Raw genomic sequence first — 13,946 nt, forward strand, 5'->3', positions numbered from 1 at the left:
TTTTTATTTGATACAAAGTTGAGTATTAATACGTTAATGTATGTTAAGCGTATGTGATGAATATGTTGTTAAAATGTATATTTTGCACCCAAGCTGAAAAATGCTCCACGCTTGTAGGTAATAGCATCAATAGCACCTGAAGCATTGTCTTGTATTCTGCGGAATTCTGGATTTAAGATATTGCGTGCTGCAAAATCGATTGCGAAATTCTTGTGAACTCTGGTTTTTAATACAAAATCTAAAGTTCCCATGCCTTTGTCAATTAAATTTCCTTTGCTTTCCACACCCAATGCATACAAACGGTCTGAATAATGCATATAGGAAACAGTAGCTGTCATTCCTTTGCCATCGTTCCAATCTCTCACATACGACACGTCTGCGTTCAGCAATAAGTCTGATGCGCCGGTGAACGATGAACGCTCAAAATCGAAATTGGTATTGATTAATCCGTTGGTTTCCTTTTGAATTTTTTCACGGTCGATTTCTTGGTCGGTTTTCATATAAGATACATTCAATCCTGCAAAAAGGTTGTTGGTATTTGCTCCGCCAAAATCAATGATTCTTTTCTTGATTTCAAACTCTGCACCATATACATATCCTTTTTCGCCAATGTTCACCCAAGTGATATCATTCGTAGATGATGCCATCGTGATTTCGTTGATTGGATCTAAAATATATTTACCAAATGCTGCTACCGATACCACTTCATCGTTGTTTGGAAACAATTCCCATTTTAAATCTAAGTTGTAGTTTTGTGAGGGATATAAGTATGGGTTACCTACTTTGATTTCGGTTACATCTTCATAAATAAAGCGTGCACGCTCTTTGAACTGTGGCAATGTGTAAGTTTTGCTGGCAGCCAAACGCAAGTTTTGAATGGTGCTTAATTCGTATTTTAACGATAAGTTGGGCAAGAATTCGTTGCGTTTAAATTCGTTTTCTCTTTCCACCGCATCTAGCTGCGTTCTCCAAATTACGCTTTGATCAATTTTTTCGTAGCGCAAACCTAAAACAGCACTCAATTTATCGGTTAAGCGGTATTCTACATTTGCAAAACCTGCATGAATATTTTGCTCTCCACTATAAGTTTGAGGGGTGTCACCAGCAAAAGCTTCAATTCCGAACAAGCCATCGGTATAATTCTGTTGATTGAAAAATGCATCTAAATTATTTGGATTCACTGGTGTGCTTAATTGCTCACCTGCAATTCGGAAGTTAAATTGAATGGCTTCAAAATCTCTTTTCTTTACACGACCGTTGTATCCAATGGTTATTTTTCCTTTTTCGTTACCGTTTTCATCGGCACCCAATTTATAGTTCAACGCTAAATTTGTTGCCAACTCATCTTCTTTCAAGTTTTGAAAATAGCGGTGGTTATCGGTAATGGTTCGCTGAGCCAACGTGTAACTGTCGGTATCGTTCCAATAAAACAATTTATTTTGGGTTCTATCGGGCATATCGCTTTTAATGGTGTTGTATGAAACCGCCCAATCAAATCCTAATTTATCATTAAATGTATGATTTCCCAACAATTGATTGATCAATACCGTATTTTGAATAAAAGTACCGCGTTGCACCAACAAAGCATCGTGATCGCCTTCAAAGTCGCGGTCTAAACCGGTGAATGTATCTCTAAATAAATCCGATGAATTAATGTACAAAAAGTTATAAGCCACACGGTTTTTGTCGTTTACGTGATAATTAGCGTTAAACATACCCGTGGTGTTGGTGGTGTGCGAAAAATTTTCCTGATAGAACGATTTTAGCTTTGCACCTTGCGCACTTGCACTTTGGTTGATTCCTTCTCTAAACGTAAATCCGTTGTTGAAACTTGCATTTGCAAATAGATTCAACTTACCCGTTTCGCCCATTAAAAATGATTTTCCGGCACGCACTGCAAAATTTCCTCCAACAGGTCCTGCGTTTTCAGGTTGTAAACTGTTTTGAAAATTGTAACCACTTAACGCATTATTAGGCACACCATAGTTTGCATAGCCCATTTTGCTTGGCCCTTGTGGCAATAGAAAATCGCTTCCTTTTTTAGTGGCATTGGTGTTTATTTGTGCACCTAATTCTATTTCGAACAAAGCGCTGTCTTTAAAATCTTTTGATAAAATATCAACATTTCCTCCACCAAAATCACCCGTGTTTCGCGAACTAAAGGTTTTGTCAATCGAAATATACTCTACCAGATCGGTAGAAAATAATTGTAAATTGATGTTCTTTTTCTCTGGATCGTTTGACGGAACCGGCAAACCGTTCAAAGTAGTAGAATTGTATCGATCGCCCAAACCACGAACATATACATTGTTGCTTCCTTCTTGCTTTGAAATGCCCGATGTTTTTGCAACCGCTGCTGCCACATCACCCACACCTTTTCGCGAAAGTTCCTGAGCACCAATTTGCTGTTTAATCTCCAATGATTTTCTTTGATCGTTCAACAAAGCTGTTTCCGACGATTTTCTGTTATTAACTGTAATAACCAACTCGTCTAAATCGCCCACTTCGGGAACTAGGTTGATATTTAACTCTTCAGGATTTTCAGTTTCGTAAGGAATGGTATAGGTTTGGTAACCCATATAAGATGCTTCTAACAAATAAGAACCTTCCGTACATTCAATTTCAAAATATCCGTTTTCATCAGCTTCTGCACCAAGCTCGGTGTTTTTCAACATAATGGTTGCATAAGCCAACGGTTCGTTGTTATTTGCTGAATCATAAATGTGGCCTTTGATCGTTTTTGTGTCTTGCGCATAAGTAACTACTCCAAATAATAACGCTGCTGCCAAAAAATTTAATTTCATTATTTTTGTGTTATAAATTTTCAGTGCAAAGGAATTACCTAAAAGTTATTGTAAAGTTATAAGGGCTTTACCAATAGGTTGGTTTTTTGTAAACAAAACGTTACCACATTAAATAATTGTTAAGCGGTGGTTTGCTTTTTATTTATAGTTAATTTTACAGCATAAACAACATAGAAGACAAATGAAAAATAAGGACATAAAAATCTTATTGGTTGATGACGATGCAGACATTTTAGAAATTGTAGGTTTTAATTTAGAAGCAGAAAACTATCAGGTTTTTACGGCAAAAAACGGAAGAGAAGCTTTGGCCATTGCCAAGAAAGAAGTTCCTAACTTGGTTATTCTTGATGTGATGATGCCCGAAATGGACGGAATTGAAACATGCGAAAACATGCGAAAGCTGCCAGAATTGAACAATACCATTATCACCTTTTTAACGGCGCGCGGAGAAGATTACTCGCAAGTTGCCGGTTTTGATGTGGGCGCAGACGATTATATCACCAAACCCATTAAACCAAAATTGTTGGTTACCAAGGTAAAAGCATTGCTTCGCAGGGTAAAAGAAGAAGCTTTGGCAGACGATGTGTTGCGCATTGGAACCATTGAAATAAACCGCGAAGAATACAAAATCATAAAAGACAATACCGAAATTATTTTGCCGCGAAAAGAATTTGAATTGTTTTATTTGTTAGCATCAAAACCCGGAAAAGTGTTTAAACGCGAAGAAATTTTAGACAAAGTTTGGGGCAACGAAGTGATTGTGGGTGGCAGAACCATAGATGTTCACATAAGAAAATTGCGCGAAAAAATTGGCGACGATTTGTTTAAAACCATAAAAGGTGTGGGCTACAAAATAGAGATTTAATGGGTGTAAAATATCGTAAATCATATAAATTTGCAGCAAAATCAGCAGCAGTAATCAGTCTATTCAGTATGCTGCTTTTGTTTCTGTTGCACTATTTTTTTCATCAAATAGACATCTTTTTCACAGTAACTTTTTCGTTACTGTTTTTTGGTTTTTGCTTTTTTGTGTTGCAATACCGCGTGGAACGCTTTATTTACCGCCGCATTCAAAAAATTTATAAAGAAGTAAGCATTTTAGATGAATCGGTGTTGCGAAACCAGCCCATAACCACCGATATGCAAACCTTAATGTATGAAGTAAACAAGTTTGCAAGCGAAAAAAAAGTAGAAATAGAATCTTTAAAAGTGCAAGAAGAATACCGCCGAGAGTTTATTGGCAATGTGGCGCATGAACTTAAAACACCGCTTTTTACCGTGCAAGGTTATATTTCTACATTAATAGAAGGCGACGTAAAAGATAAAGAAATCCGCAAAAAATACTTAGAACGTGCCGATAAAGGTATTGAACGGTTAATTGACATTGTGAACGATTTGGATATGATTACCAAGTTAGAAACCAATGAATTAAAACTGAATATACAATCTTTTGATATCATTGAACTTTTTCAAAGTGTTTTTGATCTTTTGGAAATGAAAGCCGATAAAAAAGACATTACTTTGATGTTTGATAAAGACCATTACCGCACTATTTTGGTGAAAGGCGATCGCGAAAAAATCAATCAAGTACTTCTTAATTTAATTGATAATTCCATAAAATACGGAAAAGAAAACGGCACCACCGAAGTATCTATAGAAAATCTTACCGAAAAAAAATTACTGGTTCGCATTACAGACAATGGCTTCGGAATAGAAAAAAAACACATCGGTCGTTTGTTTGAACGCTTCTACCGAACCGATAGCAGCCGCTCCCGCGATATTGGTGGCTCTGGTTTAGGGCTTTCAATCGTAAAACACATTATAGAAGCCCATAACGAACATATTTACGTGGAAAGCAAAGTGGGCGTTGGCTCTGAATTTTCGTTTACCATTGAAAAAGCTGTTAAAAAATAATAGCTTTTTTTGTTTTTGGAAATTTAAACTACCGTTCAATTGTTGTATTTTTACCAAAATTTATAAAAGTGGGAAGTAAAAATAAATTGAAACGCTTCAGAGAAAACGAAACGTTTTCAAATGTATATCAGCCAACCAGAGAAGCACTTACAACAAACATTTTTTCTTTTAAAGGCAAATGGAACAAAGAGGTTTTTAAAAACAACAACCCAATTGTTTTAGAATTAGGCTGCGGAAAAGGCGAATATTCGGTGGAATTGGCACGCCGATATCCAGAAAAAAACTTTATTGGTATTGATATAAAAGGATCTCGTTTTTGGCGTGGTGCAAAAACCGCCATCGAAGAAAATTTGCCAAATGTAGCTTTTTTACGCACGCAAATCGAACTGATTGAAATGTGTTTTGCAGCAAATGAAGTAGATGAAATTTGGATTACTTTTCCCGATCCGCAGATTAAATACAAACGCACCAAACACCGCTTGACCAACGCCGAATTTTTGGCTCGATACAAAAACATTTTGAAATCCGAAGGAGTGGTTAACCTTAAAACCGATAGCGAATTTATGCATGGTTATACCTTAGGTTTGTTGCATGGTGCTGGGCATAAAGTTTTGTATGCCAACCACAATGTGTATAGAAATGAAGGTGCACCCGATGTGGTAACAGCCATTCAAACATTTTACGAATCACAATATTTAGAGCAAAACAAGCCCATTACCTATATTAAATTTCAAATTAAATAATGAACTATTTCCTTCCTTTTTTCACTGGTCTTGGTGCATCGATACTTGGAACACTGCTTCCGGGTATTTTGAATGCCACAGTAGTGAAAATTTCTAAAAAGGAAGGAATGAAACACGCATATAGTTTTATTGCAGGCACATTGATTGTAATTGCATTGCAAACCTATTTGGCGGTATTTTTTGCTAAAATAATCGACCGCAGTGCATTTATCACTAATATGCTCCGCGAAATTGGTTTTGTGGTATTTTTAATCTTAACCATCTATTTTTTTGCAACCAAACCCAAAAAAAAATTAAAAAGCGAAGTAACCATAAAAGGAAAAAGTAAACGCTTCAGTCAAGGAATGTTGCTTGCTTTGATTAATGTGTTTCCTATATTTTATTATGTTTTTATAACCATCACGGCGATTAATAATAACTTTTACAGCATAAACTATATCAGCAATATTTTGTTGACCATCGGCGTGTTGCTAGGAACGCTTCTTTCGTTTACTTTCTACATAAAACTATTTAAAAACACGGTAGTTGAAGAAAGTTTTGTGTTGAAAAATATCAATAAAATATTAGGATTCATCACCGGCATTATCACTGTTATTAATCTGTGTAAACTGTTTTATAAATAATGGAAAAAGATTTTTTTCAGCGGGTTTATGAGGTTGTAAAGCAGATTCCCTATGGGAAAATTACTACTTACGGAGCGATTGCCAAAAAGATTGGCGCACCCAAATCGGCTCGAATGGTGGGGTATGCCCTAAATGTATCTGGCATGCAGGAAGATGTACCAGCACATCGAGTGGTAAACCGCAAAGGATTGCTAACAGGTAAACATCATTTTCAAGGAACTAATTTAATGCAGCAGTTGCTAGAAAATGAAGGTGTAAAAATTAAAGAAAACACGGTTCAAAATTTTAAGGAATATTTTTGGGAGCCTTAAAAGAAATATATTTCTAACAAATAACTCCGTCAGAGTTTTGAACTCTGACGGAGTTATCATTAAAAAAAATAATTATTACTTCAACGCATTAATTGCATGGTTGTAATCCGGTTCTTGCGTAATTTCAGGAACTTGTTCGTTGTAAACCACTTTTCCTTCTGGGTTAATTACCACAACAGCTCTGCTCATCAAGCCGTTTAAAGGGCCATCGGTCATTTTAACGCCGTAAGCATTCATGAAATCATCGCTTTTAAAATCCGATAAAGTTTCTACATTGTTTAATCCTTCTGCTGCGCAAAAACGGTTCAATGCAAATGGTAAATCTTTCGAAATACACAAAACAACCGTATTGTCAACAGCCGAAACTTCTTTGTTGAACGTGCGAACCGATTGTGCACAAACACCTGTATCAACACTTGGAAAAATATTTAAAACCACATTTTTTCCTTTGTAATCACTCAATGATTTTTCAGATAAATCTGTACTTGTTAATTTAAAATCGGGTGCGGTTGCCCCTACTTCAGGTAAATTTCCTGCGGTATGAATTTGGTTGCCTTTAAATGTTATCTGTGCCATAATTTCAATTTTTGTTTCTATAAAATTACAGCTATTTTTAAATAAAGGCTATAGTGCTTGCAAAACTTTTTGTTTAATTAACATCCTTCACCCAGCATCAAACTTCAAACATAATTTATTAAATCATTAACTTTAAAGTATCATAAATTCGTGTTATCTTTGTAATTTAAAACAATTCTATATAAGTTGTTTATTTGCAAGTAATTAAACAACCATTAAGATACAAACAATGAAGTTAGACAGAAAAGAAATATTAGCTGCTTTAGAAACTATTTCTGTTGCAGGCGAAGGTAAAAATATGGTAGAAAGCGGCGCGGTACAAAACGTAATGACTTTTGGCGACGAAGTGGTGGTTGATATAACCCTGCACACGCCGGCATTGCATATTAAGAAACGTGCCGAAGTGGACATTATGAAAGTAATTCACGAAAAAATCTACGATAAAGCCAAAATTAAAGTAAATATTAAGGTTGAAACTCCGGAAAAACCTGAAATCAAAGGAAAATCAATACCGGGAATCAGCAATATCATCGCGGTGTCATCGGGTAAAGGTGGCGTAGGAAAATCAACCATTACAGCTAATTTAGCAGTTACTTTGGCTAATATGGGTTTTAAAGTTGGTGTTTTGGATGCCGATATTTACGGGCCATCAATGCCGATTATGTTTGATGTGGAGAAATCGAAACCTATTTCGGTTGATGTAAACGGAAAATCGAAAATGAAACCTATTTTAAGTTATGGTGTGGAGTTGTTATCAATCGGCTTTTTCACAAGTCCTGACCAAGCAGTAATTTGGCGCGGACCAATGGCTTCTAAAGCATTAAACCAAATGATTTTTGATGCAGATTGGGGCGAATTAGATTTTCTTTTATTAGATTTACCACCAGGAACGGGCGATATTCACTTGTCACTAATGCAATCGTTGCCAATTACCGGTGCAGTTGTGGTAAGCACACCGCAAGCAGTTGCATTGGCAGATGCAAAAAAAGGAGTATCTATGTTTATGGCGGAAAGCATCAATGTACCTGTTTTAGGTATTATTGAAAACATGGCCTATTTTACGCCAGAAGAATTACCTGAAAACAAATATTACATTTTTGGGCAAGAAGGTGCAAAAAACTTAGCTTCTGATTTAGAAGTTCCGTTTTTGGGCGAAGTGCCTATTGTGCAAAGCATACGCGAAGCAGGTGACTACGGTCGTCCGGCGGCATTGCAGAACCAATCAATCGTTGCTGATGCTTTTGTAGAAATTGCACGCAATGTGGTATCGCAAACCGTTTTAAGAAATGAATCGCTTCCACCAACCGAAGCAATTAAAATTACAACAATGGCAGGTTGTTCTGCTGTAAAAAATTAAATTAACCATCGATTGTTCGATATCAATCTAAAAAATATGGCTTCAGAAACTATAAAACAGAATGTAGAAAAAGCGTTAGAAGAAATCCGTCCGTTTTTAAAATCAGATGGTGGCGATATAACCTTGGTTTCTATTGAAGACGATAAATATGTAAAGGTGCGTTTAGAAGGTGCTTGTACTTCTTGCAAAATCAATCAAATGACTTTGAAAGCGGGCGTGGAAACGACCATTAAAAAATATGCACCCGAAATTGAAACGGTAGAAAATATTCCCGCCGTTGTTTAAAAAAAACAAAGACAAAATAGTGGTAAGTAATGATATTTATCACTTTTTTTGTGCTTTTAGTTTATTAATTTTATATAAATTTTACTTTTATGATCGAAACAGATATACTGATAATTGGTGCCGGACCCACAGGGCTTTTTGCTGTGTTCGAAGCCGGATTATTAAAATTACGCTGTCATATTATAGACGGACTACCGCAACCAGGTGGTCAATTAACAGAATTATATCCTAAAAAACCTATTTTTGATATTCCTGGTTATCCATCGGTTGGTGCTGCTGAATTAATTGATAATTTAATGGAACAAATTAAGCAGTTTGAACCTGGTTTTACCTTAAACGAAGTTGCCGAAAATATCGAAAAACTAGAAGACGGCACTTTTATTGTTACCACCAACAAAGGAACACAACATCATGCCAAAGCAGTAGCAATTGCTGGCGGTTTGGGCAGTTTTGAACCACGAAAACCAGTTATTGAAGGATTGAATTTCTATGAAGATAAAGGTGTGGAGTATTTTGTGAAAAACCCGGAACAATTTAGAGGTAAAAACATTGTGATAAGCGGCGGCGGCGATTCTGCTTTGGATTGGAGTATTTTTTTAAGCGATGTAGCTAAAAGCGTGACATTGGTTCACAGACGAAACGAATTTCGTGGTGCTTTAGATTCGGTTGAAAAAGTACAGGAATTAAAACATCAGGGAAAAATCAATTTGATAACACCAGCAGAAGTAACCGAAATTCATGGCAATGAGCATGTAGAAGCGGTAACGCTGTCTTTCAATGGTGGATCATCTTCCCAAACCATTAAAACCGATTATTTTATTCCGTTGTTTGGTTTAACGCCAAAATTGGGCCCTATTGCAAACTGGGGATTAGAAATCGAAAAAAATGCCATTAAAGTAAACAATGCCTTAGATTATCAAACCAATATAGAAGGTATTTATGCCATTGGCGACATCAATACCTATCCGGGTAAATTAAAATTGATTTTATGCGGATTTCACGAAGCCACTTTAATGTGCCAAAGTGTGTATAACCGAATAAATCCCGGGAAAAAATATGTGTTGAAATACACTACGGTTTCCGGAATCGACGGTTTTGATGGAACACGAAAAGAAGCCGAAAAAGCAGTAGTAAAAGCGATTGATTAATCCATCTAAATAAAAAGTAAAAGAGTATGTTCAAAAAGCATACTCTTTTTTTGTAACATTCCGTAAAAAACACTACTTACTAAATAAAAAGCAGTATGACATTTAAACAACTTGCTGGCTTGGAATGGAAAGCCACGATTCGAAAAGGAGCGGTTACACAACGTGTTTTAATGGCATTGGGTAAAGGTTATTTCGGACTTTTCTATTTGGTAATTATGACAAGCATGGTTGCTGGATTGTTTAAACTAGCCGAAGAGGAAGGATTGGATCCGTTTCAAGGTTTTTTTAAATATGCCATTTATTTGTGGTTGGGCGATCTGGTAATTCGTTATTTCTTTCAAAAAATGCCAACCACTTTGGTAAAACCCTTGCTGATACAAAATATTCGCAAAAAAACGATTGTTAGTTATTGTTTAACCAAATCGGCTGTATCATTCTTTAACTTTGTGAATCTGTGTATGGGTATTGCGTTGTTTTTAATGTTGGCGTTTGATTATGAAATAGGTGTTACAAATAGCATTTTATTTGCATTATCGTTCACGGTTTTCTTTTGGGCAAACAACTTTTTGGTGCAACTTTTAAACCATGTAAACAAATTCGCCTTGCCGTTTTTAGTGCTTTTTGCAGCTGTTTTAGCATTAGATTATTTTAAATATGTAGAAGTAACGGCATACACCAAATATTTCTTTGAAGCCATTTACAATTATCCATTTTTGTTGGCAGTGATGGTTGTTTATTTATTGGCTTTACTCGTTGCATGTTATCGTTTTTACTTCAAAAATTTATCGTTAGATAGCGCCGTTGTTGTTAAAAAAGAAACTTACACTTATTACGAATTAAATTTTTTAAACCGATTTGGCAAGTTGGCTCCGTTCTTAAAAACCGATATAAAACTGCTCACCCGCAACAAACGCACCCGAACTGTATTGCTTATGAGTGGCGTGTTTTTATTATACGGATTATTGTTTTTCACCATGGACATGTATAAAGGCAGTAGCTTTTTCATCATATTGGCTTCCATCATGATTACGGGCGGTTTTATGATGCTTTTCGGGCAATCTGTACCAAGTTGGGACAGTAGCTATTTCCCGTTAATGATGACACAAAATGTTCCCTACCGTCAATATCTAGAATCAAAATGGTTAATTATGGTTTTGGGTACCTTAATTTCCACTATTTTGGCAAGTTTCTACTTATTTTTTGGGTTGCAAACCTATTTGATTATTGTGGCAGTGGGTTGCTATAACATTGGTTGGAACTGTTATATGTCGCTCATCACCGGCGCATTTGTACGTACTAAAATCGATTTATCAAGTAATAAAAATGCCTTTGGCGATTCAAAAGCCTTTAATGTTCAAACATTGCTTTTAAGTATTCCAACAATTGCAGTTCCTATGGTGTTGTATTTGCTACTAACCAGTTTACTATCGTTCAATATGGCAATTATTGCTTTTATAATCATTGGTTTAATTGGTGTATTGTTGAAAAAAACAATGTTTAATTTGATAGAAAATCTTTATAAATCACAAAAATACAAAACCATACAAGCATATAAATAGTTATGATACAAGTAGATAAATTACGAAAAACCTACGGTGGTACTACCGTTTTAAATATAGAAGAATTACAGATTCCCATGGGGCAAAGTTTTGGTTTGGTAGGAAACAATGGCGCGGGAAAAACCACTTTTTTTAGTTTACTGCTCGATTTAATTGAACCATCGCAAGGTTTTATTAAGAACAACGAAGTAATTGTGAACAAAAACGAAAATTGGAAAGCTTTTACCACTGCGTTTTTAGACGACAGTTTTTTAATTGGATACCTTACCTGCGAAGAATATTTTTATTTTTTAGGAGAATTGCGCAACCAAACCAAAGAGCAAGTCGATGCTTTCTTGGTTACATATGCCGATTTTTTTAACGATGAAATTTTGGGTAAAAACAAATACATCCGCGATCTTTCTAAAGGAAATCAAAAGAAAGTTGGAATCATTGGAACATTAATTGGCAATCCTAAAGTGATTATTTTAGATGAACCGTTCGCTAATTTGGATCCCACTACACAAATTCGTTTAAAAAAGATTTTACGAAATATTGCCGATACCCAACAAACAACTTTATTGGTTTCAAGCCACGATTTGAATCATACTTTTGAAATTTCAGACAGAATTGTTTGTTTTGAACGCGGAAACATCATTAAAGATATTCACACAAAAGAGTATTCGTATGAAGAATTAACAGCGTTTTTTGATGTGGTTGTTTAATTTACTTTAAATGTAGATTCATACTGCAAATTTTCAAGAACCTTATAGGTATCAATATAAAAAACGAGCTCTATAAAAGCTCGTTTTTCTATTAATTATCGCCGTCTAGCAATCTACCTAAACCACCTAAAATACTTCCTTCTCCCTGCGATTTACCACCAGCGCTTGGAGCATGGGCAATGATTCTATCGGCTAACCTGCTAAAAGGCAACGACTGCACATACACAGTACCTGGTCCTTGAAGGGTTGCAAAGAACAATCCTTCTCCGCCAAAAATACTGTTTTTAATACCGCCCACAAATTGTATATCGTAAGTAACACTGCTGGTAAAACCAACAATACAACCTGTATCTACTTTTAAAACTTCGCCCGGTTGTAATATTTTTTTATGCAATGTACCGCCAGCGTGTATAAAAGCTAAACCATCTCCCTCTAATTTCTGCATGATAAATCCTTCACCACCAAAAAGTCCTGTTCCAATTTTACGGTTGAATTCAATTCCTACCGAAACACCCTTTGCAGCACACAAGAATGCATCTTTTTGACAGATAAACTTTCCATTGGTGGTGCGCAAATCCAAAGCAATGATCTTACCGGGATAAGGCGATGCAAATGACACCTTTTTTTTACCGTAATTGACATTTGTAAAAGTTGTCATAAACAAACCTTCACCCGTAACCCAACGCTTACCTGCATTTAACACTTTTCCAAACAAACCACCTTGTTGCTGGCTGCCATCACCAAAAATGGTTTCCATTTTAATACCGTCATCCATCATCATAAAACTGCCTGCTTCAGCAACAACGGTTTCTTGTGGGTCTAACTCAATCTCTACAAATTGCATTTCTTCCCCAAAAATCTCATAATCTATTTCGTGTGCATTCATTTTTTAATTGTTTTTATAATTAGTATTGGTTTGTACATTAATGTTACATTACATACTGAATAGCTGTGGTTTTTTATTAGTATCTTTGCAAAAATGCAGATTATGAACGATATTAAAATAACAATAATAGACAGAACAGGCAACGAGCATATTGTAGACGCACCTACCGATATGAATATGAACATAATGGAACTGGTGCGTGCTTACGAATTAGCCGAAGAAGGAACCATTGGTATTTGTGGCGGTATGGCAATGTGTGCCTCGTGTCAATGCTACGTTTTAAACGAAGAAGAGGTAAATTTACCCGAAAAAAATCCAGACGAAGAAGCCATGTTGTGGGAAGCTTTTAATGTGAAAGAAAACAGCCGGCTAGGTTGCCAAATTGGTATTTCACCTGAAATTGAAGGCTTACGAATTGAATTGGCACCAGAAAGTTAATAAATGTTTAAAGAAAAACGAATCACTTTTCATAAATAATTTGTACCTTTAAGCAAATTTGAATGAATTTATTGAATGCATAGATTTATTTTATTGGATTATTTTAGTGAAAAACGAGGTGTATGCTTCGTTTTTCCTTTTATAAAACTATTTGCAATGCTGCGTAATTTCAAACAAATATTTATTTAATTTTGCTTGTTCTTAATCATTTTTTATGAAAGCTTTATTAAATGTTATAAAGTGGTTATTGCTGGCACTAACCGTATTGTTGTTGGCATATATTTGTGGAATTACTTTTTTTCACGACATCGTTTTTTACATGAACGAAAAGTATAAAATTTACCTAATTATTCAGTTAGTACATTTAGCCGCATCATTGTCTGCACTATTTGTAATTTGGAGCAGCGAACTGTTCGACCGTTGGAAAAAGATCGACCAAACATTATTAGTGGTGTTTTTATCCATTTTTGGATTGTGGATTTGGTATGCAAAATACCGCAAAGTTTATCTTCAGCAGGAGGAAGATAAGCTGTTTTAAATTATACTAAAAACAATAAATCCCGAACTATATTCGGGATTTCTCATCTATAAAATCTAA

General features: G+C 35.5%; 15 protein-coding genes. 12 read left to right on the forward strand and 3 right to left on the reverse strand.

Annotation, left to right across the window (positions count from 1 at the left end):
- Positions 1-68: 68 nt before the first annotated feature.
- The gene (locus NPX36_RS03045) at positions 69-2,804 is read right to left on the reverse strand and encodes a TonB-dependent receptor (RefSeq protein ID WP_257499954.1); all 2,736 of its coding nucleotides are present in this window, start codon (positions 2,802-2,804) and stop codon (positions 69-71) included.
- 181 nt (positions 2,805-2,985) lie between these two features.
- Here NPX36_RS03045 and NPX36_RS03050 point away from each other — a divergent pair, with 181 nt between their 5' ends.
- From NPX36_RS03050 to NPX36_RS03070, 5 genes are all read left to right on the forward strand, one after another.
- The gene (locus NPX36_RS03050) at positions 2,986-3,669 is read left to right on the forward strand and encodes a response regulator transcription factor (RefSeq protein ID WP_257499955.1); all 684 of its coding nucleotides are present in this window, start codon (positions 2,986-2,988) and stop codon (positions 3,667-3,669) included.
- Positions 3,669-4,718, forward strand: coding sequence for a sensor histidine kinase (locus NPX36_RS03055; protein ID WP_257499956.1), 1,050 nt, complete (start codon positions 3,669-3,671; stop codon positions 4,716-4,718). Before NPX36_RS03050 ends, NPX36_RS03055 begins: the two co-directional genes overlap by 1 nt.
- 68 nt (positions 4,719-4,786) lie before the next feature.
- Positions 4,787-5,461: a tRNA (guanosine(46)-N7)-methyltransferase TrmB gene (trmB, locus tag NPX36_RS03060; RefSeq protein WP_257499957.1), complete on the forward strand. Its 675-nt coding sequence runs from the start codon at positions 4,787-4,789 to the stop codon at positions 5,459-5,461.
- A complete protein-coding gene (locus tag NPX36_RS03065; RefSeq protein WP_257499958.1) occupies positions 5,461-6,084 on the forward strand; it encodes a LysE family transporter in 624 nt (207 codons plus the stop codon). Before trmB ends, NPX36_RS03065 begins: the two co-directional genes overlap by 1 nt.
- Positions 6,084-6,395: an MGMT family protein gene (locus NPX36_RS03070; protein ID WP_257499959.1), complete on the forward strand. Its 312-nt coding sequence runs from the start codon at positions 6,084-6,086 to the stop codon at positions 6,393-6,395. The genes NPX36_RS03065 and NPX36_RS03070 overlap by 1 nt, the downstream gene beginning before the upstream one ends.
- A gap of 75 nt (positions 6,396-6,470) precedes the next feature.
- Here the strand turns inward: NPX36_RS03070 and tpx are convergent, their stop codons facing one another.
- Entirely contained in the window at positions 6,471-6,971 is a 501-nt protein-coding gene (gene tpx / locus NPX36_RS03075; RefSeq protein ID WP_257499960.1) for a thiol peroxidase, read from the reverse strand.
- A gap of 229 nt (positions 6,972-7,200) precedes the next feature.
- Here tpx and NPX36_RS03080 point away from each other — a divergent pair, with 229 nt between their 5' ends.
- The 5 genes from NPX36_RS03080 (at position 7,201) to NPX36_RS03100 (ending at position 12,024) form a co-directional block, all read left to right on the forward strand.
- Positions 7,201-8,328, forward strand: coding sequence for an Mrp/NBP35 family ATP-binding protein (locus NPX36_RS03080; RefSeq protein WP_257499961.1), 1,128 nt, complete (start codon positions 7,201-7,203; stop codon positions 8,326-8,328).
- Positions 8,329-8,364: 36 nt separating this feature from the next.
- Entirely contained in the window at positions 8,365-8,613 is a 249-nt protein-coding gene (locus NPX36_RS03085; protein ID WP_257499962.1) for a NifU family protein, read from the forward strand.
- Positions 8,614-8,702: 89 nt separating this feature from the next.
- Positions 8,703-9,761 (forward strand): NAD(P)/FAD-dependent oxidoreductase, encoded by a 1,059-nt coding sequence (locus NPX36_RS03090; protein ID WP_257499963.1) that lies wholly within the window; start codon positions 8,703-8,705, stop codon positions 9,759-9,761.
- A 95-nt stretch (positions 9,762-9,856) separates the two neighbouring features.
- Positions 9,857-11,320, forward strand: a complete 1,464-nt coding sequence (locus NPX36_RS03095) for a DUF5687 family protein (RefSeq protein WP_257499964.1) — start codon at positions 9,857-9,859, stop codon at positions 11,318-11,320.
- Between the two features lie 2 nt (positions 11,321-11,322).
- Positions 11,323-12,024 (forward strand): ATP-binding cassette domain-containing protein, encoded by a 702-nt coding sequence (locus tag NPX36_RS03100; RefSeq protein ID WP_257499965.1) that lies wholly within the window; start codon positions 11,323-11,325, stop codon positions 12,022-12,024.
- A 91-nt stretch (positions 12,025-12,115) separates the two neighbouring features.
- On the opposite strand, the gene NPX36_RS03105 is transcribed toward NPX36_RS03100, so the two are convergent.
- On the reverse strand, positions 12,116-12,910 hold the full coding sequence (locus NPX36_RS03105) for a TIGR00266 family protein (RefSeq protein WP_257499966.1): 795 nt from the start codon (positions 12,908-12,910) through the stop codon (positions 12,116-12,118).
- A 102-nt stretch (positions 12,911-13,012) separates the two neighbouring features.
- Here NPX36_RS03105 and NPX36_RS03110 point away from each other — a divergent pair, with 102 nt between their 5' ends.
- Both NPX36_RS03110 and NPX36_RS03115 read left to right on the forward strand, forming a co-directional pair.
- A complete protein-coding gene (locus NPX36_RS03110) occupies positions 13,013-13,348 on the forward strand; it encodes a 2Fe-2S iron-sulfur cluster-binding family protein (RefSeq protein ID WP_257499967.1) in 336 nt (111 codons plus the stop codon).
- A gap of 214 nt (positions 13,349-13,562) precedes the next feature.
- Positions 13,563-13,886, forward strand: coding sequence for a hypothetical protein (locus NPX36_RS03115; RefSeq protein WP_257499968.1), 324 nt, complete (start codon positions 13,563-13,565; stop codon positions 13,884-13,886).
- The last annotated feature ends 60 nt before the right edge of the window (positions 13,887-13,946 follow it).

The sequence above is a fragment of the Paenimyroides aestuarii genome (assembly GCF_024628805.1).
Classification (GTDB): Bacteria; Bacteroidota; Bacteroidia; order Flavobacteriales; family Flavobacteriaceae; genus Flavobacterium; species Flavobacterium aestuarii_A.

Bases quoted from the DNA above. Each gene is read 5' to 3' on its own strand.
- NPX36_RS03070 (WP_257499959.1), top strand. From the start codon at position 6,084: ATGGAAAAAGATTTTTTTCAGCGGGTTTATGAGGTTGTAAAGCAGATT.
- NPX36_RS03045 (WP_257499954.1), bottom strand. From the start codon at position 2,804: ATGAAATTAAATTTTTTGGCAGCAGCGTTATTATTTGGAGTAGTTACT.
- tpx (WP_257499960.1), bottom strand. From the start codon at position 6,971: ATGGCACAGATAACATTTAAAGGCAACCAAATTCATACCGCAGGAAAT.
- NPX36_RS03055 (WP_257499956.1), top strand. From the start codon at position 3,669: ATGGGTGTAAAATATCGTAAATCATATAAATTTGCAGCAAAATCAGCA.
- NPX36_RS03050 (WP_257499955.1), top strand. From the start codon at position 2,986: ATGAAAAATAAGGACATAAAAATCTTATTGGTTGATGACGATGCAGAC.
- NPX36_RS03105 (WP_257499966.1), bottom strand. From the start codon at position 12,910: ATGAATGCACACGAAATAGATTATGAGATTTTTGGGGAAGAAATGCAA.
- NPX36_RS03100 (WP_257499965.1), top strand. From the start codon at position 11,323: ATGATACAAGTAGATAAATTACGAAAAACCTACGGTGGTACTACCGTT.
- NPX36_RS03110 (WP_257499967.1), top strand. From the start codon at position 13,013: ATGAACGATATTAAAATAACAATAATAGACAGAACAGGCAACGAGCAT.
- NPX36_RS03115 (WP_257499968.1), top strand. From the start codon at position 13,563: ATGAAAGCTTTATTAAATGTTATAAAGTGGTTATTGCTGGCACTAACC.
- NPX36_RS03080 (WP_257499961.1), top strand. From the start codon at position 7,201: ATGAAGTTAGACAGAAAAGAAATATTAGCTGCTTTAGAAACTATTTCT.
- NPX36_RS03065 (WP_257499958.1), top strand. From the start codon at position 5,461: ATGAACTATTTCCTTCCTTTTTTCACTGGTCTTGGTGCATCGATACTT.
- NPX36_RS03095 (WP_257499964.1), top strand. From the start codon at position 9,857: ATGACATTTAAACAACTTGCTGGCTTGGAATGGAAAGCCACGATTCGA.
- NPX36_RS03085 (WP_257499962.1), top strand. From the start codon at position 8,365: ATGGCTTCAGAAACTATAAAACAGAATGTAGAAAAAGCGTTAGAAGAA.
- NPX36_RS03090 (WP_257499963.1), top strand. From the start codon at position 8,703: ATGATCGAAACAGATATACTGATAATTGGTGCCGGACCCACAGGGCTT.